This window comes from Modicisalibacter sp. 'Wilcox' (genome assembly GCF_010993675.1).
Lineage (GTDB): Bacteria > Pseudomonadota > Gammaproteobacteria > Pseudomonadales > Halomonadaceae > Modicisalibacter > Modicisalibacter tunisiensis.
The window spans coordinates 236,563-258,251 of record NZ_WNXF01000002.1; the positions used below are offsets into that span (position 1 = coordinate 236,563).

Below are 21,689 nucleotides of genomic sequence, written 5' to 3' on the forward strand. Positions count from 1 at the left end.
CACCTACGCCTGCCGCCTGACCAGCCCCGCGGCGGCCTCGCCGAGCGGTACCAGGGCCCGGCTGATCAGCGCCAGCTGCTCGGCCAGCAGGCGCCGGGGCTCGTCGTCGGTGGCCTGCGCCCAGGCCTCGAGCGCCCGGGCGCGGGGCTCCGCCGTCGCCGGCGCCGATGGCACCTGACGCGCCCCCAGCCGGCCGGCCAGCGCCTCCAGATCGGCGATGATGCCGTCGGCCTGGGCGTGCAGCCAGGCATCGTCGCCCGCTGGCCGGGTCTCGCCGCGGTGGGCGCCGAGCGCCGACAGGTAGTTGAGCAGGGTGTGGGCGTGGGTCAGGAAGCGAAAGCCCGCCTCGACGTCCTTGCGGAAGTGCCCCGGCTCGCGGCGCGCGTTGGCCAGCCGCGCGGCGAGGGCAGCATCGGCATTGTGGGCGTTGCGCCGGGCCAGCCGGTAGTCGAGGTCGTCCGCCTTGCCGTTGCTGTACTGGCCGAGGATCGCGCTCAGGTAGCGGGCGGCGGCTGCCAGGCTGGCCGCCCCCAGCTGATGCAGCCGCCGCCCCTGCCAGTCCGGCAGCACCAGCACCACCGCCAGTCCGGCGATGCCCGCCCCCAGCAGGGTGTCGAACAGCCGTGGCCAGATCAGCCCGAAGCCGTTGCCGACCTGGTTGAAGCAGCACAGCACCAGCAGGGTGATCGCCGCGGTCGCCAGCGCGTAATGGCGGGCCCGGGCGGCGAAGAATCCCACCCCGGCGACCACCGCGATCGACAGCTGGATCAGCGGGTCGGGGAACAGGCTGATCAGCGCCCAGCCGGCGACCAGCCCGGCCACGGTGCCGACGATGCGCTGCCACAGAAAGCGTCGCGTGGCGCCGAAGTTGGGCCGGCAGACGAACAGGCTGGTGAGCAGGATCCAGTAGCCCTGGGTGGGATGAATCCACAGCAGCAGGCCGTAGCCGGCCAGCAGGGTGAGCGACAGGCGCAGGGCATGACGGAAGATCGGCGAGGCCGGGGTCAGGTGCGAGCGCAGGCGGTCGTAGATGTCGCGCGGGCCCCGGGGGGAGCGGTCATGGAGCGCGGCGTCGCCGGCGGCGGCGGGCGCGTCCGGATTGCGGGCGCCGGCCAGCTGGTGCTCGAGTGTTCTCAGGTTGTCGGCCAGGGCGTCCAGCGAGTGCAGCAGGCGCCGCCCGTCGCGGCGCGGCTGGCGATGCAGGTAGTCGAGCGAGGCATCGAGATCGGCCAGGGCCTGCTCGCTGGGGCCGTGGTCGAAGGGCTGGCGCAGCAGCAGGGCCCGGGCCAGCGAGCGGCAGGCCTGCCCCTGCTGCTCGAGCAGGCGCTGGCAGCGGAACAGCACATCGTGGTGAAAGAAGGCCTCGGTCAACTCGCCGTAGGGATAGTGCGAGGAGCTGGCCCGCTCGTGGATGTCCTGGGCGATGAAGTACAGCCGCAGGTAGCGGTCGAGCTTGTGCGTGCCGCGCGCGCCCTCCAGGCGGCGAAAGATCATCTCCTTGGCCTGGTTGAGCGCCTCCACGACCCGCGCGTTCTGCTCGGCCAGCGCCAGGCGCCGTGCCTCCAGGTCGATACCGCGCACCGGCTCGAACAGCGTCGCCTTGAGGCGCAGGTACTCGCCCAGCTCGCGCAGCAGCAGCGCCAGGCTCAGCTTGAGCGGCTGGCGGGCGAACAGCGCGCACCAGACCACCGAGATCAGCCCGTACCAGGCCGCCCCGGCGAGCAGCATGGCCGGCTCGCGCCACAGCTCGCCCGGCGCCACGCCGCCCTGACGCTCGATGGCGATCATGGTGTAGATCGACAGGATCAGGGTGGCATGGGCGATGGTGCCGTAACGCGGCCCCACCGCCCCCAGCATGGTCAGGCCGAAGGCCGACAGCGCCAGCCCCGCGGCGAAGGCCGGCGGGCGATCGAAGAGCCACTCCACCGACAGCGCGGCGACGGCGAAGCAGGCCAGCGTCACCGCCAGGGCCGTCAGGCGTCCCTGCCAGTGGTCGTCGGTCTCGGCCAGGGCGCTGGCGATCACCCCCAGGAACAGCGGAATCAGCTGGGCGATGCCGCCCAGGTGCCAGCTCCAGGCCATCGCCCCGGCCAGCGCGATGAACACGCGCACGCTGTAGGCGAAGGTGTCGAGCGTCCACAGGCGCCGCAGGGAATGGTCGAGGGAGCGTGGCAGCATGGCGATGGCGGTCGGGTCTCCTCGGCAGCGGTCGGACGGATACGGGGGCATCCGCTTGTGCGACGTTAGTATAACGTCGTCATGCCGCAGCGATCAGCGCCGGAAGTCAACGCAGGAAGGCAAGCAGGCCCTGCAGGCGCTCGAGGTCGCGGGTGTCGCCCACCAGGCGCAGCCGGCCGTCGATCAGGCCGTCGCGAAAGGCGCGCGGGGAGGGGTGGCGAAGCACGGCCAGCGCCGTGTCGGGGTCACGGAAGCGCAGTTCCAGGTCGAGGTCCACCGGCAGGCCCGATGCCGACTGCACGCGCTCGGCCGTCAGCCGGTAGTGGCGGGCGATGCGCAAATCCTCGGTGGCGATTCCCCAGGCCAGCGGGCGGTCGCGCAGCCGCTCGCGAAAGCCCGCGTGGCGACGCCGCGCGCGCTTGAGCAGCAGGCCGAGCAGCCAGAGCATCAGTCGCAGTTTCATGGGCCGTCCATGACTCGCACGTGGGAAGGAAGAGCGTCGGCGGAGCGCACGCCGGTCGCGACACGCTCCAGCCGCGAGGCGTTACTTGGCGACGGCGTCCTTGAGCGCCTTGCCCGCCTTGAAGGCCACGGTCCTGCTGGCGGGGATGGTCAGCGCCTCGCCGGTCTGCGGATTCTTGCCGGTACGGGCGGCACGCTCGCGCACGGTGAACGAGCCGAAGCCGATGAGCGAGACATCCTGGCCCTTGGCGACGCTGCCGGTGATCTCGTCGAGGATCACGTTGAGCACCTGGCTGGCCTTGTCCTTGGAAAGATCGGCACGCTCGGCGATGGCCGCCGCGAGTTCTGGCTTGCGCATGGAACCTCCTGTCTGGGGCAGTGTAAGACGGCAGCCTCGACTGCCGCTTGTTGTTGTTTCGGGCGTCTCCCGAGCGCCGGCCGGCGCTCCGGCAGCCGCCGGGGCCGCGGGCCACGACGCACCTAGATTAGCAACGGCGGCGCGGCTCGCGCCAGTTCGACTTTCCGCCGTACACAGCGCCCGGTCAACGCAAAGCCCAGCAGCCGCCCCCGGTCGTCCTCGGCCAGGGCGGCGAGATCGTCGCCCTCGCCCTCGATGCGCCAGCGGGCGGGCGTGACCCGCGGCGGCAGGGCCACCACCGGGCAGCAGGGCGTCTTGACCAGCACCGGCCAGGGACCGTAGCGCACGGCGGTGGGGGTGCCGGCCAGCGTCGCCGCCAGGGCGCGGGCGCCGGCCTGCAGCGGCTGGACATACATGGCGTTGACGCCGTCGACGCAGGCCACGTCGCCCAGGGCGTGGATGCCCTCGACCGCGGTGCGCAGGCAGCGATCGACCTGGATCCCGGCCTCGCTGACCGCGAGCCCTGCCGTGGCGGCCAGCTCGGTGCGCGGCACCAGGCCGGTGGCGACCAGCACCAGGTCGGCGTCGAGGACATGGCCGTCATCCAGCGCCACGCTCAGATCCCCGCCGTCGAGACCCAGCTCGCCCACGCCGCGCCCCAGATGCAGCTCGACCCCCGCCCCGGCCAGCGCAGCGCCCAGCACCCGGCCCAGCGGCTCGGGCAGCAGGCGGGCCAGCGGCGCCCGCTCGGGGGCGATCATGGCCACGGCATGACCGCCGGCGACCAGGTCGTTGGCGTACTCGCAGCCCACCAGCCCGGCGCCGATGACGGCGACGCGCGCCGACCGCCCCAGCGCCGTCAGGGCGGCATGGAAGGCCCGGTAGTCGTCGAGGTCGTTGATGGTGAAGACCCGCCCGGCGAGTGTTGCGTCGATGGCGAAGGGCGGCTGCGGCGCGGCCCCGGTGGCCAGCACCAGGTCATCGAAGGGCAGGCGCTCGGCGCCGATGTGCAGCTCGCGGGCCACGGGATCGAGGGCGTCGACCCGGGTCCGGGGGCGCATCACCAGATTCAGGCGCTCGGCGGCATCCAGCGCCGAGTCGGCGGCCAGCGCCTCCGGCGCCAGGCCCTTGGCGAAGCCGGTGGAGAGCAGGGGCTTGGAATAGTCGTCGCCGCTGTCGGCGGTGATCAGGGTGATCGGCCGCTCGGGCTGCAGGCGGCGCAGGGCACGCGCCAGGCCGAAACCGGCCATGCCGCTGCCGATCAGGGTCAGGGATCGAGTCATGGGTCGTGGTGCCAGCGGGTCGTGGATGACGGGCCGGGACCGGGCCGGCCAGGTCGTCATGGTACACTATCGCGCCCGTTTGCCGACCCGGAGGCCGGTTTGCCCGCTTCGACACGCCCCGTGGCGATCCCCCACTGGCGCCCCGCCGCCGCCTGGCGGCCGGCGATGAGCCCGGCCTGGTGGCAGTGGCTGGCCTCGCGCGATTCGCTGACCCGGCGGCTGGGCGCGGCGATGCCGCAGCCCTTCGCCGTGCGCCTGCTCGCCCAGCGCCTGGCCCGCCCGCGCCGCGACGAGGCCCGTGCCCTCGGCGTGCCCGCCTCGCACTATGTCTGGTGTCGCGAGGTGGCGCTGTGCAGCGGCGACACGCCCTGGGTGCTCGCCCGCTCGGTGGCGCCGCTGACCAGCCTGACCGGCCAGCGGCTGGGCCAGCTCGGCGAGCGCTCGCTGGGCCACTGGCTGTTCCGCCAGCCGGATCTCGAGCGCGGACCGATCGCGATCACCCGTGGCGCGCCGCCCTTTCCGACGGCCGAGGCGCCCTGGGGACGGCGCTCGCGCTTTCGCCACGGCCGCTTCGAGGTGCTGGTCCAGGAGTTCTTCCTGACCGCCATGGCGGATGAACTGGGGCTGGCGACTCGCTAGACTGTGGCCCGATCGTTCTCGGAGGCTGTCATGCAACCCACCCCGCGTCCCGTCGGTCTGGCTCGCCTGCATCCCGCGCGCCTGCCCGCCTTCCTGCACCTGACCCGGCTCGACCGGCCGATCGGCACCTGGCTGTTGATGTGGCCGACCCTGTGGGCCCTGTGGATCGCCGCCGACGGCCTGCCCGAGCGCGCGACGCTGCTGATCTTCGTCGCCGGCGTCTACCTGATGCGCGCCGCCGGCTGCGTGATCAACGACTACGCCGACCGCCACTTCGACGGCCACGTCAAGCGCACCCGCGATCGTCCGCTGGCCACCGGGCGGATCGGTGCGGGCGAGGCCCGGGTGCTGTTCGCGGGGCTGGTCGCCGCGTCCTTCGTGCTGGTCTGCTTCACCAACGCCTTCACGGTGATGCTGTCGTTCGGCGGGGTGGCACTGGCCTTCGTCTATCCGTTCATGAAGCGCTATACCCACTGGCCGCAGGTGGTGCTCGGCGCGGCCTTCTCGTGGGCGATTCCCATGGCCTTCGGCGCCGTCCAGCAGCAGCTGCCGGCGGATGCCTGGCTGCTGTTCCTCGCCAACGTGCTGTGGACGGTGGCCTACGACACCGAATACGCCATGGTCGACCGCGACGACGACCTGAAGATCGGCATCAAGTCCACCGCCGTGCTGTTCGGCCGCCACGACAAGCTGATCATCGGTCTGCTGCAGCTGGCTACCCTGACCCTGCTGGCGGTGGTGGGCGTGCGCCAGGCGCTGAGCGGCTACTTCTGGGTCGGCCTGACGGCGATGGGGCTGATCTTCGTCTACCAGCAGTGGCTGATCCGCGACCGCTCCCGGGAACGCTGCTTCCGGGCGTTTCTCAACAACCACTGGGCGGGGCTGGTGCTGCACGCCGGCCTCGTGATGGCGCTGTGGCCCGAGGGCTGATGCGGGGCTGGCGGCCGTCCGGCACCTGTCACAAGCTTGTCATGTCCGCGCGTTGTAATCGTCATCGTCCTGTCACCGACGGATGCCTGCCGCGGGCGGTGTCCGTCACCCCACGAGGCCAGGGAAATGACATCCAAGACCGTTCTGATCGTCGATGACGAGCCCTCCATCCGCGAGATGATCGCCGTGGCGCTGGAGATGGCCGATTACCGGGTCCTGGAGGCCGACAATGCCCAGGACGCCCACGCCCTGATCGTCGACAGCCAGCCCGACCTGCTGCTGCTCGACTGGATGATGCCCGGCACCAGCGGCATCGAGCTGGCGCGGCGCCTGAAGCGCGAGGAGACCACCGCCGAGTTGCCGATCATCATGCTCACCGCCAAGAGCGAGGAGGACAACAAGATCCTCGGGCTCGAGGCCGGCGCCGACGACTACATCACCAAGCCGTTCTCGCCGCGCGAGCTGGTCGCCCGGCTCAAGGCGGTGCTGCGCCGCACCACGCCGCGGGGCGTCGAGGAGGTGGTGGAGGTCGACGGCCTGATGCTCGACCCGGCCAGCCACCGGGTATCGTCCCACGGCCAGGCGCTGGAGGTCGGCCCCACCGAGTACCGGCTGCTGCAGTTCTTCATGACCCACCCGGAGCGCGCCTATACCCGCGGCCAGTTGCTCGATCAGGTGTGGGGTGGCAACGTCTACGTCGAGGAACGCACGGTCGACGTGCATATCCGCCGCCTGCGCAAGGCACTGGGCGAGGCGCATCAGCACCTGATCCAGACCGTGCGCGGTACCGGCTATCGCTTCTCGGCGCGGGGATGAGATCACCGGCATGTACTACTGGAACAACGAGCTCTGGCGGCTGGCCTACCTGGTCGTCGGGCTGGGCCTGCTGGGCTGGGTATTCGGCAGTCTCGGCTGGGGCGTGGCCGCCGGTCTCGCCCTGTTCGTGCTCATCCACCTGCGCCACCTGCGCGAGCTCTACCAGTGGCTGAACAGTGATCCGAGCCAGGAGCCGCCGGCGGGCAGCGGCGTGTGGGGCGACCTGTTCGATCGCCTCTACCGTTACCAGAAGGTCCAGCGGCTGACCCAGCAGCGTCTGCGCGACGTGATCCACCGCATCCAGGAATCCGCCGAGGCGATGCGCGACAGCGTGGTGATGCTCGACAACCAGGGCAACATGGACTGGTGGAACAGCGCCGCCGAACGCATGCTCGGCCTGCAGGCCCGTCACGACCGCGGCCAGCCCGTCACCAACCTGCTGCGCGACCCGCGCTTCATCGACTACTTCAACGCCCGCGACTACCGCGAGCCGGTGGTGCTGCCCTCGCCGCTGCGCGACGACCTGATGCTGCAGTTCCAGATCACCCTCTACGGCGACAACGAGCGCCTGGTGATGGTGCGCGACATCACCCGCCTGCACCGTCTCGAGCAGATGCGCCGCGACTTCGTCGCCAACGTCTCCCACGAGCTGCGCACGCCGCTGACCGTGCTCACCGGCTATCTCGAGACCTACACCGAGCATGCCGACCAGCTGCCGCCGCGCTGGCAGCGCGGCCTCGGCCAGATGCAGGACCAGACCCGGCGCATGCAGAACCTGGTCGAGGACCTGCTGCTGCTGTCGCGGCTGGAAACCGATCACCAGACCGAGCGCAGCGTGCCGGTGGCCGTGGCGCCGCTGCTGGGCAGCGTGCGCGACGACGCCGCCGCCCTGGCGGGCGGCGGACGCCGGGTGCGCATCGAGACCGCCGAGTCGCGCGACCTGCTGGGGGTCGAGGCGGAGCTGCGCAGCGCGGTCTCCAACCTGGCCTTCAACGCCGTGCGCTACACCCCCGAGGACAGCACCATCACCCTGCGCTGGCGCCCCTGGCAGGACGGCGCCGCCCTCGAGGTCGAGGATGACGGCGACGGCATCGACCCGGTGCACCTCCCGCGCCTGACCGAGCGCTTCTACCGGGTCGACAAGGGGCGCAGCGCGGCCACCGGCGGCACCGGTCTGGGGCTGGCGATCGTCAAGCACGTGCTGCTGCGCCACGATGCGCGCCTGGAGATCGAGTCACGCCCCGGCGAGGGCGCGCTGTTCCGTTGCGTGTTTCCCGCCGCCCGCCTGATCCGCCGCCCCCTCGGCGAGACCGGCTCCGACACCGAGGTCACGTACCGCACCGCCGACAGCGGGCAATAGCGGGTGACGGCGGGTCGTCGCGCACGCCGCACGGCTCCGGCCGGGCAACCCGCCACCCGGGATGCTGCCCTTTACCCCATCAGGGACGCTTCGCCCGCTCGGCCGCTACCGGCAGGTCCCGGTAGTGCTGCTGCCACATCAGCACCGCCCCGGCGACCGCACCGGGCAGCAGCAGCAGGTTGAGCACCGGTACCCAGCTGGCCGCCATCACCCAGCCGCCGAAGGTCAGCGTCGGCCACCAGCGCGAGCGCAGACGGCGGCGCATCTCGACGAAACTGACCAGGTTGTTGTCCATCGGGTAGTCGAGGTAGGTGACCGCCATCATCCAGGCCGAGAAGGCCGCCCATAGAAACGGCATCACCAGGTTCAGCCCGGGCACGAAGCCGAGCAGGAAGAGCAGCGCCATGCGCGGCAGGATATAGCCCAGCTTGACCAGCTCGCGGCCCAGGGCGTCGACGGCGGCGCGGGCGAAGCCGCGATCGTCCAGCGGCGGCCGGCCGGTGACCTGGCGCTCGACCTTCTCGGCGAGAAAGCCGTAGAAGGGCGCGGCGATCAGGTTGGCGACCAGCGTGAAGGTAAAGAACACCACCACCGCGAGGCTCGCCACCAGCAGCGGCCAGATCAGCCACTCGAGCCAGTTCAGCCAGCCCGGCACCTGGCGCATTCCATAGTCGATCCAGCCGCCGAAGTTGTCGAACAGGTAGACGAGGGTGCCGACATAGAGCAGCAGGTTGGCCAGAATCGGCAGAAAGACGTAACGACGCAGCCCCGGCGAGAGCACCAGGCGCGTGCCCCGGGCCAGGGCGCTGAAGGCATTGAGCATGGTCGGAGGATTCCCGCAACGAACAACGAAACGGCCGTCGCGCAGGCGACGGCCGGGGTCGATGACGGCCCGGAGGGCCGTCGGGGATCAACCTTTACCGGTCAGCGAGGAATCGTCAAGCGCATCGATGTTGCGGTGACGGACATCCAGCCCCTTGACCAGGTAGATGACGTACTCGGCCAGGTTGTCGGCGTGGTCGCCGATACGCTCCAGGGCCCGCAGGATCCACATCACGCTGAGAATCGAGCTGATCGAGCGCGGGTCCTCCATCATGAAGGTCATCAGCGAGCGCATGGCGCTGGTGTACTCGCTGTCCACGGCGTCGTCCTCGTGGGCGACCTTCAGGGCCAGCTCGGTATCGAAGCGGGCGAATGCCGTCAGGGCATCGCGGGTCATCTTGCGCACGTGCTCGCTGATGTGGCGGACCTCGACGAAGCCGTGCACCTGGCGTCCGGATTCGGCCAGCGCGAGGGCGTTGCGGGCGATCTTGCAGGCCTCGTCGCCGATGCGCTCGAGATCCGAGGTGGCGCGGATCACCGCCAGCACCAGCCGCAGGTCGGACGCCGCCGGCTGCCGGCGTGCCAGCACCCGCGTGCACTCGTCATCGATCTTCAGCTGCATGTCGTTGACGGCCTTGTCGTTGTCGCGCACGCGTTCGGCCAACCGGGTGTCGCCGTCGAGCAGCGCGGAGATGGCTTCCTGCACCTGTTTCTCGACCAGGCCCCCCATCGCCATCAGGTGGGTCTTGAGTTCCTCGAGTTCCTGGTTGAACTGCTTGGAAATATGCTGACTGTGAGTCTCGCTGGTGATGTCCATGACGTTCTCCGGGGCCGCGCACGAACGGCCGATGAGGTGAAATTCGCTGAGCGCCAGACGCGGATGATGTTCCGGGCACGAAACCGCTGGTGGCGATGATGCCGGAACAAGATTGCATTCCGATGAATCCACGACACCGACATCAGGGCGGGCCGGGCGTCACGAACGGGCCGCGGCTCCCGGTCCGCTCGACTTCGATTGTAGTCGGAGTCGCCCGCACGCAGGAAGCCGGGGACGCCGCGAAGTGCACGGCGAGGCTGGTCGCCCGACGGCGCGGCCGTTTAAGATGGCGGCCAGCTCGTGACAACAACAAGTGCCGGAAGGGAATCGACCATGACCGATCTCGATGATGTACCCGCCCCGCGTGGCGATCTGACCCTCAAGGTGCTGGCCGCCCGCCAGGACACCAACCTCTACGGCGACATCAGCGGCGGCTGGCTGGTCAATCAGATGGACCAGGCCGCCGAGCTGTGCGCCGGCCGCCAGGCCCACGGGCGTACCGCCACCGTGGCGATCGAGGCGATGGACTTCCTCTGTCCGGTCCGCATCGGCTCGGTGGTCAACATCTTCACCGCGGTGCGCGAGATCGGCCGCAGCTCGATCACCATCGACGTCGAGGTGTGGATCCGTCCGCCCCACGAGCGCGACCCCGAGGAGATGCACAAGGTCACCGAGGCCCGCTTCGTGATGGTGGCGCTGGACGACAACGGGCGCATTCGCGCGGTGCCCGAGACCAGCCGGGAGAGCCTCTGAGCCGCCCCGGCCGGTGGCACCCGACGGCGCGGGCCGTCAGCTGACCAGGGCGCGGTTCTTCAGGTAGGCGAACTCGCCGATGTCGGTGTAGCGGCGAACCTGCTGCTGGAAGTCACGGTAGGAGTCGAAGATCTTCTTCGACGCCGGGTCGTTGTCGGCCTGCTCCTGCAGGACCTTCTGCGAGGCTTCGGCGAGCGCCTTGAGCACGTCGTCGGGCAGCGAGCGCAGCTGCACATTGTGCTCCTCGACCAGCGTCTTGAGCGCCTCGGCGTTGCGGAAGGTGAACTCGTCGATCATCGCCAGGTTGGCGCTGCGCGCGGCTTCCTGCACCACCACCTTGAGGTCGTCGGGCAGCGCCTTCCAGGCCTCGAGATTGACCGTGCCCTCGAGAATCGCGCTGGGCTCGTTCCAGGCCGAGGTGTAGTAGTAGTCGGCGACCTGATAGAGCCCGAAGGCCAGGTCGTTGTAGGGCCCCACCCAGTCGGCGGCGTCGAGCACGCCGGTCTGCATCGAGGTGAAGATCTCCGAGCCGGGGATGGTCAGGGCGGTGGCGCCGATGCGATTCATCACCTCGCCGGCGAGCCCGGGCAGGCGGATCTTCAGGCCCTGCATGTCCTCCAGCGAGTTGATTTCCTTCTTGAACCAGCCGGCCATCTGGGTGCCGGTGTTGCCCACCGCGAAGGGCTTGAGGTTGTGCCCCGCGTAGAGCTCGTCCCACAGCGCCATGCCGCCGCCCTGGTACAGCCAGGCGTTGGTTTCGGTGGTGTTCATGCCGAACGGCACGGCGGTGAAGTACTGCGCCGCCGGCACCTTGCCGCGCCAGTAGTAGGAGGCGGAGTGGCCCATCTGCGCGGTGCCCTCGGACACCGCGTCGAAGACCTCGAGCGCCGGCACCAGCTCGCCGGCGCCGTAGACGTCGACCTGCATCCGCCCCCCGGACAGCTCGCCGATGCGCTTGGCGAAGTCGTTGGCGCCGGTACCCAGCGCGGGGAAGTTCTTGGGCCAGGAGGTGACCATCTTCCAGCGGATGGTGTCCTGGGCGCGGGCGGTGGAAACGAAAGGCGCGGCCGCGACACCGGCGGCGCCGGCCCCCAGTGTCGTCAGAAACTTGCGTCGTTGCATGCGGATGTATCTCCGGTAACTGTTCTTGTGCCCCGTGGGGTGTGTCCCTCCCGGACGGCCGTGGCGCGCCGCCCGAAAGGCCACAGTATGCGTCAGGGCTTATTTGACCGGCAAGGCAGGGGGGCCGGCGCTCAGCCGCTACTGCGGTTGCCGTGGCGAACCAGCCAGTAACAGATGCCCAGCCCCAGCACGGCGGCCGCCAGGGCGAGGATCTTGAGCGGCTCGACGGCCTCGAAGTCCAGCACCATGAACTTGCGCACCAGCGCCATGATGGCGATCAGCACCACGATCTCGACGTGAATGAACCCGCCGCCACTCTCCATGGTACGGACGATGGAGTTGTTGAACTCCATGGCGATCAGCACGGTGAGGATCATGTCGAAGACCGCCTGAAAGACCCGGTAGTCGAAGGGATCGCGGGTCTGCACGAACAACAGTTCGACGACGTGCATCACCAGATAGTAGAGCGCGGTCAGCACCGTGGCGCCGATCGCCACGGTCAGTACTAGCGACACCAGCCGCTCGAAGCGCTGGTAGCCGGATAGCCGTGCCCAGTTGTCGAACAGCTCGGGAAACCATTTCTTCTTCATGTGACGCATCCCGTCCGGAGGTTACAGCGGGGTCAGCTTGGCGAACCCCAGCACCAGCCACTTGTCGCCCTCGCCCTCGAAGCTCACCTGCACCCGGGCTCGCTCGCCCTGGCCCTCGGCGTTGAGCACCACGCCCTCGCCGAACAGCGGGTGATGGACGCGCTGGCCCAGCGACAGCACCGGTAGATCGCCGCCGCCGTCGACCGACGCCTGGGCGAGGCCGCGTGCCGGCCGCGTCGCCGTCACCGGCCGCGAGACCTGACCGCGCAGGCGCACCTCCTCGAGCAGTTCCTCGGGCAGCTCGCGCAGGAAGCGCGACGGCCGCTGGAAGGTCTCCTTGCCGTGCAGGCGACGCAGCTCGGCGTGGGTCAGGTAGAGCTTGTGCATGGCGCGAGTCACGCCCACATAGCACAGCCGGCGCTCCTCCTCGAGCCGCCCGGTTTCCTCCAGTGACATCTTGTGCGGGAACAGCCCCTCCTCGACCCCGGCGATGAACACCACCGGGAACTCCAGCCCCTTGGCGGAGTGCAGGGTCATCAGCTGCACACCGTCCTCGAACTCGTCGGCCTCGTGGTCGCCAGCGTTGAGCGCCGCCTCGGCGAGAAACGGCTCGAGGGCCGCGCTGCCCTCGCCGACCTCCTGTATCGCCAGCGCCTCGCCCTGGGTGAAGGCGCGCGCGGCATTGACCAGTTCCTCGAGGTTCTCGACCCGGGCCTGGCCCTTCTCGCCCTTCTCGTTGCGGTGATGCTCGACCAGCCCGGTCACCGTGTTGACGTGCTCGATGATCTCGTGCAGCGCCATGCCGGCGGTGTCGTTGTCGAGCCGCTCGATCAGGTTGGCGAAGGCGGTCACGGCGTTGGCCGCCCGGCCCTTGAGGGTGGCGTCGCTGACGCTGTCGTGCAGGGCCTGCCACAGCGAGGTGCCGGTCTCGCGGGCGCGCACGCGCAGGATCTCCACGGTGCGGGTGCCGATGCCGCGGGCCGGCACGTTGATCACCCGTTCCAGCGAGGCGTCGTCCTCGCGGTTGAGCAGCAGGCGCAGGTAGGCCAGGGCGTTCTTGATCTCCAGGCGCTCGTAGAAGCGCTGGCCGCCATAGATGCGGTAGGGCACGCCCTGGCGGATCAGGGTCTCCTCGATCACCCGCGACTGGGCGTTGGAGCGGTAGAGGATGGCGATCTCGCGGCGATTGAAGCCCGCGTCGACCTTTTCCTTGATGGTGTCGACGATGAAGCGCGACTCGTCCAGATCGTTGAAGCCGGCATACACGGAGATCGGCTCGCCCTTGGCCCCGGCGGTCCACAGCTCCTTGCCCATGCGCCCGGTGTTGTGGCCGATCAGGGCGTTGGCGGCATCGAGGATGGCGCTGGTCGAGCGGTAGTTCTGCTCGAGGCGCACGGTACGCGTCCCCGGGAATTCCTGCTCGAAGCGGCGGATGTTCTCGACCCGCGCGCCGCGCCAGCCGTAGATCGACTGGTCGTCGTCGCCGACCACGGTCAGGCCGTTGTGCTCGCCGGCGAGCAGCTTGAGCCAGGCGTACTGCAGGGTGTTGGTGTCCTGGAACTCGTCGACCAGCAGGTGGGCGAAGCGCTCGCGGTAGTGGGCCAGCAGCCGGGGATTGTCGCGCAGCAGCTCGAGGCTGCGCAGCAGCAGCTCGCCGAAGTCGACCAGCCCGCCGCGCTCGCAGGTCAGCTGGTAACGCTCGTAGAGCTCGACCATCTGCCCCAGGTAGGCGTCACCGTGAGTCTGCACCTGCTGCGGACGCAGGCCCTCCTCCTTGCAGCCGGAGATGAAGTACTGCACCTGGCGCGGCGGGAAGCGCTCGTCGTCGATGTTGTAGTCCTTGAGCAGGCGCTTGATCAGGCGCAGCTGGTCGTCGGCATCGAGGATCTGGAAGTGCTGCGGCAGGCGCGCGTCCTGCCAGTGGGTACGCAGCAGGCGGTGGGCGATGGAGTGGAAGGTGCCCACCCAGATGTTGCGCAGCGAAATCCCCAGCAGCGCCTCGAGGCGGGTGCGCATCTCGCGCGCCGCCTTGTTGGTGAAGGTCACGGCGAGGATCGCGTAGGGCGAGAGCCCTTCGACCCGCAGCAGCCAGGCGATGCGGTGCACCAGCACCCGGGTCTTGCCCGAGCCGGCGCCGGCCAGCACCAGCATGTTGCCCAGCGGCGCGCTGACGGCCTCGCGCTGGGCCGGATTGAGATCGTCGAGAAGCGTCGAGACGTCGCCCGGCGAGCCATTGCCCGGCGAGCCTGCGCCCGAAAGAACGTCGTCCATGGATACCGCTGTCGAGCTGCGAAATGGGCGCCCAGCTTAGCACATCGGCGCCTCAGGACGTCGCCGGGGACTCGCTGCCGGTGCCCTCGCCCGGCTCGGGGAAGCGCAGCGGCATGAGGCTGCGCTTGACCGCCTTCAACTGCTCGGCGAGCTTGGGCCCGCGGGTCTTGGCCACGCCCACGGCGAGCACGTCGATGATCACCAGGTGGGCAATGCGCGAGCTCATCGGCGTGTAGATCTCGGTGTCCTCGTGGACGTCGATGTACAGCGGCAGGCTGACCTCATCGGCCAGCGGCGAGCGGCTCGGGCACAGCCCGATCACCGTGGCGCCCTTCTCGCGGGCCAGGCGCACGCTGTCGACCAGCGCCCGGGTGCGCCCGGTCTGCGAGATCGCCACCACCACGTCGCCCTCCTGGAGGGTCGCCGCCGACATGTTCTGCATGTGCGGGTCGGTGTAGGCCGAGGTGGAAATCTGCAGGCGGAAGAACTTGTGCTGGGCGTCGAAGGCCACCGCGCCGGAGGCGCCGAAGCCGTAGAACTCGACCCGATTGGCCATCGCCAGGGCGTTGACCGCGCGCCCCAGGGCGTCGTTGTCGAGCCGGTCGCGCACCGACAGCAGGGTGCCGATGGTGGAGTCGAACAGGCTGTGGGAAAACTCGGCGACGCTGTCGCTGTCGTTCATCGAGAACTGGGCGAACTGGCTGCCGGCGGCCAGCATCTGCGCCAGCTGCAGCTTGAAGTCCTGGAAGCCGCTGCAGCCCAGCGCCCGGCAGAAGCGCACCACGGTCGGCTCGCTGACCTTGGCCTCGGTGGCCAGGTCGACGATGCGCATGTGGATGACCTCGTCGGGATGACGCAGCACGAAGCGCGCCACCTTCTGCTCGGAGCGACGAAAGTGCTCCATGCGACGTCGCATTTCATCGAATAGGGCACGACTCACGGTTCGCTCCTCTTGCTGTATCGGCCGGTCGTGGCGACCGGCGCGCCGGCGGGATGGCCCTGCGGGTCATCGCCGCCCCCCAGTATGCCCAATCCGCGGGGAAAACGGCAGCCCGGCCCTCAATGTCACGATTTTGTCAACTGGGGTATAGTAAGAAATGACGTGTCATTGACACCTTTGCCGCTGCAAGGAGAGTCGACATGCATAATGGAGAACAGCTGGGCGCCGTCAGAAGCGAGCTTCTCGACATCTTCATGACCATGGAGGTCGCCGAGCACGAGACCCGCAAGAAGAGCGCCGCCGTCCGCTACCTGCGCGCACGCCGGGGCATCGAGATGCACAACGAGATTCGGCGGCTCGAGCGCGACATCGCCGATTTCGAGGACGACGCCCTGCAGTAGCTCCATCGAAAACGCCCCGACCTGACGGTCGGGGCGCGGGATGCCGGCATGACCTCGGTGGCGCCTACAGGCTGCCGAGGAAGACCACGATCACCCCCAGCGGGGCCACGTAGCGCGCCGCGAAACGCCACAGCGCGAAGGCGCCGTCGCCCATCTTGAGGTTCGCGTGGAGTTCCTCGCGGCCGATGCACCAGCCCACGAACAGCACTGCGGCCAGGCCGGTCAGCGGCAGGATCAGCTTGCTGGTGAAGTAGTCCAGCAGGTCGAACATGGTCATGCCGTCGAACTTGGCGAACACCCCCAGCGGCGCCACGCCGGACCAGACGTTGAACGACAGCACGGTGACGATGCCCAGCGCCCAGGTGGCGGCGCCGGCCACCAGGGTGGCGCCGACGCGGGACAGCGGGGTGCGCTCCTCGAGCCATTCGACGATCGGCTCGAGCAGCGAGATCGCCGAGGTCCAGGCGGCGAACACCAGCAGCACGAAGAACAGCACGCCGAACAGCCAGCCGCCGGTCATGTGGCCGAACGCCAGCGGCAGGGTCTGGAAGATCAGCCCCGGGCCGGCGGCCGGGCTCAGCTCGTTGGCGAAGACCACCGGGAAGATGGCCAGCCCCGCCATCAGCGCGATCACGGTGTCCATCACCACGACGATGAGGGCGCTGCGCCCGATGTTGACCTCCTGCGGCAGGTAGGAACCGTAGGCGATCATGATCCCCATGCCCAGGCTCAGCGTGAAGAAGGCATGGCCCAGCGCGGCCAGCACCCCGTCCTTGGACAGCCTGGAGAAGTCCGGCGTGAACAGGTAGGCCACGCCCTCGGCGAAGGCCCCGGAGGTCGCGGCATAGCCGACCAGCACCACCAGCAGTACCACCAGCGCCGGCATCAGCAGCTTGGTGGCGCGCTCCAGGCCGCCGGTCACGCCGCCCAGCACCACGCCGATGGTCAGCAGCATGAACAGGCTGTGCCAGAGCAGCAGTCGCGTCGGATCGGCCAGCAGGCCGCTGAACATGTCGCCCACCGCCGCGCTGTCCAGGCCGGCGAAGGCATTGCTCGCGCCGAGTTCGATGTAGGCCAGCCCCCAGCCGCCGATCACGCTGTAGAACGACAGGATCAGGTAGGCGCCGAGGATGCCGAACACCCCGATCAGCACCCAGGCGGGACTACGCTTGAAGCGCCGGGTCAACAGCGACATCGAGGCGATCGGGTTGCGCTGGCCGAGACGGCCGATCAGCCATTCCGACATCAGGATGGGCACGCCCACCAGCGCGATGCAGACCAGGTAGATGAGCACGAAGGCACCGCCTCCGCTCTCGCCGGTCATGTAGGGGAACTTCCAGATATTGCCAAGGCCGACGGACGACCCTACCGCGGCGAGAATGAAGGCCAGCCGGGATGACCATTGGGCATGAGATTGCTTCGACATAATGCACCCTGAGTGTACGTGTCATCATCGATCGATCGGATGCGATGACGCCTTGTCCTTGTTGTGCCACGTCCCGCGCAGCGTGGATCGCACGCTGCCTGCCAGGGCATGACAGGATCCTCGCAACCCGTTCGGGCGCGGGACGCCGGGCACGGCAACGAATCGACACGATCGTGCGGGTGAATAGCGGACTATCTGACACCGGGGATCGAAGGGCACGACTCGGAGCACTTGCCTGTCGTCGCGCGGAGCCGAGTGTGGCGGGTTGCCTCAACCGCCAGCAGGATCACTGCCGCGAGACAGCCGGCACACCGCGCCGCCGGGTGTAGCGACGCAGCGTGCCGGCTGCCGTCAACAAGCCGTGACGGGCGAGGGCATGCCGGTCAGGCATACCCTCGCCCGTCATCGGGCCATCGCGCCATGGGGCGCAAGGGCGACAAAACTAGCCGATGACGGACCGCTTGACCAGCCCCGTCTGCCACTCGGCGCCCATTCAGAACAGCGTGGCCTGGCGTTCGCCGGGAAACGCCGCCAGCGGCGGCAGGTCCAGTGCCTGGCCCAGCGCCTCGTGGAGCGTTCGCGCCAGGGCCGGGGCCTGGCGGTTGTCCGGGGTATGCACAAACAGGAAAGGGGTTTTCCCCTGTTTTATCCACAGGGGAAGGCGCTCGACCCAGGGCGCGAAATACCGCCGATTGAGCGCCGTGTCAAGATGGCCGATGAAGCGCACGATGGGGCGCTCTCCCGTGGAAAGCACGTGTAACGGGAGCCGGGGCTTTTCGGCCTGCGCAGCGCGCAGCCGCGGATCGTCGCCGGCGGGCGTGGCGAACAACGGCCGCACGTCGAGCATCACCCGGTCCACGTTGTGAGTTATCAACAAGCGGTTGAGACGCTGCTCGGCGCTGCCCTTGTGGAAGAATTCACGAGCGCGGACCTCGACGCTGCAGGGCACGCCCGCCGGCCAGCGCGCGAGCACCCGTTCCAGCGCCGGCAGTTCCGCGACGCCGAAGTCGCGGGGCAGCTGGATCATCACCGGCCCCAGGCGCGGCCCCAGCGGCGCCAGGCCGTCGAGAAAGGCCTCCAGTTCGGCGTCGATCCCGGTCAGGCGTCGCTCATGGGTCAGCGTCGCCGGTAGCTTGAAGCAGAAGCGGAACGTCGGCGGTGCCCGCCGGGCCCAGGCCGCCACCGTCTCGGCGCGCGGGGTGCCGCTGTAGAAGGTGGTGTTGCCCTCGACGCTGGAGAACACCCGGGCATAGTCGGCCAGGAAGTCCCCGGACGCCGCCTGCCGCGGGTAGAGGCTGCCGCGCCAGTCGGCATTGGCCCACATCGGCAGTCCCAGATGCAGCCGCGGCCCGCTGTGTCGGTCGCTCATGACACGCTCGCGAATCAGGATCCAGCGCGCAGGATACGTCATCACCGACTTGCCGACAGCGCCATCCCGGCATCGGCTGCCGTGTCGCGACTCATCCCCTATAATCGAGCCAGCCGGCCGCGTGCCCTGCCGGGTTGGCAGGCACTTTCCCTCTTCACGGATGCGAGGTAACCCGCGTGATCGTCGAGCTCCCCTGGCCTCCCGCCGCCCGCGGTGTGCGTTCCCTGATTCTCGTGCTGCTGCTCGCCCTGCTGGCCGCCTGCAGCAGCCGGGCCCCGCAGCCGACCGAGCCGCCCTCGCCGGTGGAGCAGCAGCTCACCCGGCAGATGCAGCCCATGACCTGGCAGGACCTGCCCGGCTGGCGTCAGGAAAACGCCGTGGCCGCCCTGGGCGCCTTCCGGCAGAGCTGTCGGCGCCTTGCCCGGCGCGACGGCTGGGCGGCGGTGTGCCGCGACGCCGAGGCCCTCGATCCGCTCGACAGCGAGGCCATCCGCGACTTCTTCGAACACCGCTTCGCCCCCTACCTGATGGCCAACGCCGACGGCTCGACCACCGGGCTGATCACCGGCTACTACGAACCGCTGCTGCACGGCTCGCGCCGGCGACACGGCCCCTACCAGACGCCGCTGTACCGCCTGCCCGAGGCCTGGCGGGACGATCCCGACGCCCGGCGCCCGAGCCGCGCGGCGCTGCGCAAGAGCGGCCGGCTCCAGGGGCAGGAGCTGGTCTGGGTCGACGATCCCGTCGAGGCCGCCTATCTGCAGATCCAGGGCTCCGGGCGCATCGAACTGGCCGAGGGCGGCACCCTGCACGTGGGCTATGCCGGCACCAACAACCAGCCCTTTCGCTCCTTCGCCCGGGCGCTGATCGACCGCGGCGCCATCACCCCCGGCGAGGCCACCCTCGACGGCATCCGCGCCTGGGCCCGGCGTCATCCGCAGCAGGTGGACGCCGCACTCGACGTCAATCCGCGGGTGGTGTTCTTCGAGCCTCGCGAGTCCGACCCGCGCGCCGGCGCGGACGGCCCGCTCGGCGCCCTCGGCGTGCCGCTCACCTCGCGACGCAGCCTGGCCGTCGACCCCTCGCGCATCCCGCTGGGCGCGCCGGTGTTCCTGGCCACCACGCGGCCGCTGTCCAACGAGCCGCTGCAGCAACTGATGGTCGCTCAGGACACCGGCAGCGCGATCACCGGCGCGGTGCGCGCCGACTTCTTCTGGGGGCACGGCGACCAGGCGGGGGAGCTGGCCGGGCGCATGAAGCAGCCCGGCCAGCTGTGGGTGCTGATGCCGCGCCGGCGGCGCTGAGTCAGGCGCCTACTCGACGGTCACCGACTTGGCCAGGTTGCGGGGCTGGTCGACGTCGGTGCCCTTGAGCACCGCGACGTGGTAGGACAGCAGCTGCAGCGGCAGGGTGTAGAGCAGCGGCGCCAGGGCCTCGTCGATCCGGGGCAGGCGCAGCACGTGCACGCCCTCGGTGTCTTCCAGGCGCACGCTCTCGTCGGCGAACACGAACAGTTCGCCGCCGCGGGCGCGGACCTCCTGCAGGTTGGACTTGAGCTTCTCCAGCAGCTCGTCGTTGGGCGCCACCGAGATCACCGGCATCTCGCTGTCGACCAGCGCCAGCGGGCCGTGCTTGAGCTCGCCCGCCGGGTAGGCCTCGGCGTGGATGTAGGAGATCTCCTTGAGCTTGAGCGCGCCCTCCAGGGCGATCGGGTAGTGCGCCCCCCGGCCCAGGAACAGGGCGTGCTGCTTCTCGGCGAAGGCCGTCGACAGCGCCTCGATGGCGGCATCCAGGCCGAGCACCTGGCGCACGCCCCCCGGCAGCGCGTGCAGGGCCTGGACGATGCGCGCCTCCTCGGCGGCATCCAGGCCGTGGCGACGACCCAGCGACAGGGTGAGCAGCATCAGCGCCACCAGCTGGGTGGTGAAGGCCTTGGTCGAGGCCACGCCGATCTCCGGCCCGGCCTGGGTCATCAGCGCCAGGTCCGACTCGCGCACCAGCGAACTGCCCGGCACGTTGCAGATCGCCAGGCTGCCCAGGTAGCCGCGTTCGCGGGCAAAGCGCAACGCCGCCAGGGTGTCGGCGGTCTCGCCCGACTGCGACAGGGTGACGAACAGGGTATCCTCGGGCACCACCACCCGGCGGTAGCGATACTCGGAGGCGACCTCCACCTGGGTGGGCAGCCCGGCGTACTTCTCCAGCCAGTAGCGCGCTACCAGTCCGGCGTGATAGCTGGTGCCGCAGGCCACGATGTGCACCTGGCGGGCCCGTGACAGCAGCGCCTCGGCCTGGGGGCCGAAGCTTTCCGCCAGCACCCGTCGCTCGCTCAGCCGTCCCTCGAGGGTGGCGGCGATGACCTGCGGCTGCTCGTAGATTTCCTTGAGCATGAAGTGGCGATAGCCGTCCTTGGAGGCGGCGCCGTCGCCATGCTCGTAGGTCTGCACGCCGCGTTCCTGACGCTCGCCGGCACGATCGAAGACCTCGGGGGGCTCGCCCTGGGACAGGCGCACCACGTCGCCTTCCTGCAGGTAGATAAAGCGGTCGGTGACCGGCAGCAGCGCCAGCGGGTCGGAGGCCAGGAAGGTTTCCTCGATGCCCACGCCGACCACCAGCGGGCTGCCCTTGCGGGCGCCGATCAGGGTCTCGGGCTCGCCACGATGCAGCACGGCCAGCGCATAGGCGCCCTCGAGCAGCGCCACCGCCTGCTGAACGGCGGTCAGCAGGTCCTGGCTGCGATTGAACTCGCGGGCCAGCAGGTGGGCGACCACCTCGGTGTCGGTCTCGGAGGTGAACACGTAGCCCTGACCTTCCAGCTCGGCCTTGAGCGTCTCGTGATTCTCGATGATGCCGTTGTGCACCACCGCCAGGCTCTCGCCGGACTGGTGCGGGTGGGCGTTGTACTCGCTGGGCCGGCCGTGGGTCGCCCAGCGGGTGTGGGCGATGCCCACCTGCCCGTTCAGCGGCGCCTCGGCGAGGCAGGCTTCCAGCGCCGCCACCTTGCCCATCGCCCGCTGGCGGTTCAGGCGGGCATCCTCGGAGAGCACCGCCATGCCCGCCGAGTCGTAGCCTCGATATTCAAGCCGCCGCAGCCCCTCGAGCAGGATCTCCTGAACGGGGCGCCGGGCCACGGCACCGACGATTCCACACATGCT

Annotated in this window: 20 protein-coding genes; 7 read left to right on the forward strand and 13 right to left on the reverse strand. The window is 69.6% G+C overall.

Translation table 11 applies throughout. The features are described from left to right. Positions 1 to 3: 3 nt before the first annotated feature. The 4 genes from yccS to G7A98_RS03035 form a co-directional block, all read right to left on the reverse strand. On the reverse strand, positions 4 to 2,178 hold the full coding sequence (yccS, locus tag G7A98_RS03020; RefSeq protein ID WP_163648008.1) for a YccS family putative transporter: 2,175 nt from the start codon (positions 2,176 to 2,178) through the stop codon (positions 4 to 6). 106 nt (positions 2,179 to 2,284) lie between these two features. Further along, complete coding sequence (locus tag G7A98_RS03025) at positions 2,285 to 2,641, reverse strand: hypothetical protein (protein WP_163648009.1); 357 nt, start codon at positions 2,639 to 2,641, stop codon at positions 2,285 to 2,287. Positions 2,642 to 2,722: 81 nt separating this feature from the next. Then, positions 2,723 to 2,998, reverse strand: coding sequence for an HU family DNA-binding protein (locus tag G7A98_RS03030; RefSeq protein WP_163648010.1), 276 nt, complete (start codon positions 2,996 to 2,998; stop codon positions 2,723 to 2,725). Positions 2,999 to 3,120: 122 nt separating this feature from the next. After that, positions 3,121 to 4,281, reverse strand: coding sequence for an FAD-dependent oxidoreductase (locus tag G7A98_RS03035; RefSeq protein ID WP_163648011.1), 1,161 nt, complete (start codon positions 4,279 to 4,281; stop codon positions 3,121 to 3,123). Between the two features lie 99 nt (positions 4,282 to 4,380). Here G7A98_RS03035 and G7A98_RS03040 point away from each other — a divergent pair, with 99 nt between their 5' ends. The 4 genes from G7A98_RS03040 (at position 4,381) to phoR (ending at position 8,026) form a co-directional block, all read left to right on the forward strand. Beyond that, positions 4,381 to 4,920, forward strand: a complete 540-nt coding sequence (locus tag G7A98_RS03040) for a chorismate lyase (RefSeq protein ID WP_224420365.1) — start codon at positions 4,381 to 4,383, stop codon at positions 4,918 to 4,920. A 30-nt stretch (positions 4,921 to 4,950) separates the two neighbouring features. Beyond that, positions 4,951 to 5,850 (forward strand): 4-hydroxybenzoate octaprenyltransferase, encoded by a 900-nt coding sequence (ubiA, locus tag G7A98_RS03045; protein WP_163648012.1) that lies wholly within the window; start codon positions 4,951 to 4,953, stop codon positions 5,848 to 5,850. A gap of 126 nt (positions 5,851 to 5,976) precedes the next feature. Beyond that, on the forward strand, positions 5,977 to 6,666 hold the full coding sequence (gene phoB, locus G7A98_RS03050; protein WP_163648013.1) for a phosphate regulon transcriptional regulator PhoB: 690 nt from the start codon (positions 5,977 to 5,979) through the stop codon (positions 6,664 to 6,666). A 10-nt stretch (positions 6,667 to 6,676) separates the two neighbouring features. Further along, positions 6,677 to 8,026, forward strand: coding sequence for a phosphate regulon sensor histidine kinase PhoR (gene phoR, locus G7A98_RS03055; protein WP_163648014.1), 1,350 nt, complete (start codon positions 6,677 to 6,679; stop codon positions 8,024 to 8,026). 79 nt (positions 8,027 to 8,105) lie between these two features. Here the strand turns inward: phoR and cysZ are convergent, their stop codons facing one another. Further along, positions 8,106 to 8,849, reverse strand: a complete 744-nt coding sequence (gene cysZ, locus G7A98_RS03060) for a sulfate transporter CysZ (protein WP_163648015.1) — start codon at positions 8,847 to 8,849, stop codon at positions 8,106 to 8,108. Between the two features lie 87 nt (positions 8,850 to 8,936). After that, positions 8,937 to 9,665: a phosphate signaling complex protein PhoU gene (phoU, locus tag G7A98_RS03065; RefSeq protein ID WP_163648016.1), complete on the reverse strand. Its 729-nt coding sequence runs from the start codon at positions 9,663 to 9,665 to the stop codon at positions 8,937 to 8,939. Between the two features lie 333 nt (positions 9,666 to 9,998). Between phoU and G7A98_RS03070 the strand changes: the two genes are divergently transcribed. Further along, on the forward strand, positions 9,999 to 10,418 hold the full coding sequence (locus tag G7A98_RS03070; protein ID WP_163648017.1) for an acyl-CoA thioesterase: 420 nt from the start codon (positions 9,999 to 10,001) through the stop codon (positions 10,416 to 10,418). A gap of 36 nt (positions 10,419 to 10,454) precedes the next feature. Here G7A98_RS03070 and G7A98_RS03075 read toward each other — a convergent pair whose 3' ends face one another. The 4 genes from G7A98_RS03075 to hexR all read right to left on the reverse strand — a co-directional run bounded on the left by G7A98_RS03075 (position 10,455) and on the right by hexR (position 15,341). Next, complete coding sequence (locus tag G7A98_RS03075; protein ID WP_163648018.1) at positions 10,455 to 11,540, reverse strand: TRAP transporter substrate-binding protein; 1,086 nt, start codon at positions 11,538 to 11,540, stop codon at positions 10,455 to 10,457. Between the two features lie 131 nt (positions 11,541 to 11,671). Then, positions 11,672 to 12,130 carry a phosphate-starvation-inducible PsiE family protein gene (locus G7A98_RS03080; protein ID WP_240464662.1) on the reverse strand — a complete coding sequence of 153 codons (459 nt, stop codon included), beginning with the start codon at positions 12,128 to 12,130 and terminating at the stop codon, positions 11,672 to 11,674. 21 nt (positions 12,131 to 12,151) lie between these two features. Continuing rightward, positions 12,152 to 14,401 (reverse strand): DNA helicase II, encoded by a 2,250-nt coding sequence (uvrD, locus tag G7A98_RS03085; RefSeq protein WP_163648020.1) that lies wholly within the window; start codon positions 14,399 to 14,401, stop codon positions 12,152 to 12,154. Positions 14,402 to 14,453: 52 nt separating this feature from the next. Continuing rightward, positions 14,454 to 15,341, reverse strand: a complete 888-nt coding sequence (hexR, locus tag G7A98_RS03090; RefSeq protein ID WP_163648021.1) for a transcriptional regulator HexR — start codon at positions 15,339 to 15,341, stop codon at positions 14,454 to 14,456. Positions 15,342 to 15,541: 200 nt separating this feature from the next. On the opposite strand from hexR, the gene G7A98_RS03095 reads away from it, so the two are divergent. After that, positions 15,542 to 15,742, forward strand: a complete 201-nt coding sequence (locus G7A98_RS03095) for a hypothetical protein (protein WP_163648022.1) — start codon at positions 15,542 to 15,544, stop codon at positions 15,740 to 15,742. A gap of 64 nt (positions 15,743 to 15,806) precedes the next feature. On the opposite strand, the gene G7A98_RS03100 is transcribed toward G7A98_RS03095, so the two are convergent. Then, positions 15,807 to 17,168 (reverse strand): sodium-dependent transporter, encoded by a 1,362-nt coding sequence (locus G7A98_RS03100; RefSeq protein WP_163648023.1) that lies wholly within the window; start codon positions 17,166 to 17,168, stop codon positions 15,807 to 15,809. Positions 17,169 to 17,661: 493 nt separating this feature from the next. Next, positions 17,662 to 18,537, reverse strand: coding sequence for a DUF72 domain-containing protein (locus tag G7A98_RS03105; RefSeq protein WP_163648024.1), 876 nt, complete (start codon positions 18,535 to 18,537; stop codon positions 17,662 to 17,664). A 176-nt stretch (positions 18,538 to 18,713) separates the two neighbouring features. Between G7A98_RS03105 and G7A98_RS03110 the strand changes: the two genes are divergently transcribed. Further along, positions 18,714 to 19,841, forward strand: coding sequence for an MltA domain-containing protein (locus tag G7A98_RS03110; protein ID WP_163648025.1), 1,128 nt, complete (start codon positions 18,714 to 18,716; stop codon positions 19,839 to 19,841). Between the two features lie 9 nt (positions 19,842 to 19,850). On the opposite strand, the gene glmS is transcribed toward G7A98_RS03110, so the two are convergent. Then, entirely contained in the window at positions 19,851 to 21,686 is a 1,836-nt protein-coding gene (glmS, locus tag G7A98_RS03115) for a glutamine--fructose-6-phosphate transaminase (isomerizing) (protein ID WP_163648026.1), read from the reverse strand. Between the last annotated feature and the right edge of the window lie 3 nt (positions 21,687 to 21,689).

Coding starts and splice junctions, on each gene's coding strand:
- G7A98_RS03100 (WP_163648023.1), bottom strand. CDS start 17,168: ATGTCGAAGCAATCTCATGCCCAATGGTCATCCCGGCTGGCCTTCATT.
- uvrD (WP_163648020.1), bottom strand. CDS start 14,401: ATGGACGACGTTCTTTCGGGCGCAGGCTCGCCGGGCAATGGCTCGCCG.
- G7A98_RS03025 (WP_163648009.1), bottom strand. CDS start 2,641: ATGAAACTGCGACTGATGCTCTGGCTGCTCGGCCTGCTGCTCAAGCGC.
- phoB (WP_163648013.1), top strand. CDS start 5,977: ATGACATCCAAGACCGTTCTGATCGTCGATGACGAGCCCTCCATCCGC.
- G7A98_RS03080 (WP_240464662.1), bottom strand. CDS start 12,130: ATGAAGAAGAAATGGTTTCCCGAGCTGTTCGACAACTGGGCACGGCTA.
- yccS (WP_163648008.1), bottom strand. CDS start 2,178: ATGCTGCCACGCTCCCTCGACCATTCCCTGCGGCGCCTGTGGACGCTC.
- cysZ (WP_163648015.1), bottom strand. CDS start 8,849: ATGCTCAATGCCTTCAGCGCCCTGGCCCGGGGCACGCGCCTGGTGCTC.
- G7A98_RS03070 (WP_163648017.1), top strand. CDS start 9,999: ATGACCGATCTCGATGATGTACCCGCCCCGCGTGGCGATCTGACCCTC.
- G7A98_RS03075 (WP_163648018.1), bottom strand. CDS start 11,540: ATGCAACGACGCAAGTTTCTGACGACACTGGGGGCCGGCGCCGCCGGT.
- ubiA (WP_163648012.1), top strand. CDS start 4,951: ATGCAACCCACCCCGCGTCCCGTCGGTCTGGCTCGCCTGCATCCCGCG.
- G7A98_RS03105 (WP_163648024.1), bottom strand. CDS start 18,537: ATGAGCGACCGACACAGCGGGCCGCGGCTGCATCTGGGACTGCCGATG.
- G7A98_RS03035 (WP_163648011.1), bottom strand. CDS start 4,281: ATGACTCGATCCCTGACCCTGATCGGCAGCGGCATGGCCGGTTTCGGC.
- phoR (WP_163648014.1), top strand. CDS start 6,677: ATGTACTACTGGAACAACGAGCTCTGGCGGCTGGCCTACCTGGTCGTC.
- glmS (WP_163648026.1), bottom strand. CDS start 21,686: ATGTGTGGAATCGTCGGTGCCGTGGCCCGGCGCCCCGTTCAGGAGATC.
- G7A98_RS03030 (WP_163648010.1), bottom strand. CDS start 2,998: ATGCGCAAGCCAGAACTCGCGGCGGCCATCGCCGAGCGTGCCGATCTT.
- G7A98_RS03095 (WP_163648022.1), top strand. CDS start 15,542: ATGCATAATGGAGAACAGCTGGGCGCCGTCAGAAGCGAGCTTCTCGAC.
- phoU (WP_163648016.1), bottom strand. CDS start 9,665: ATGGACATCACCAGCGAGACTCACAGTCAGCATATTTCCAAGCAGTTC.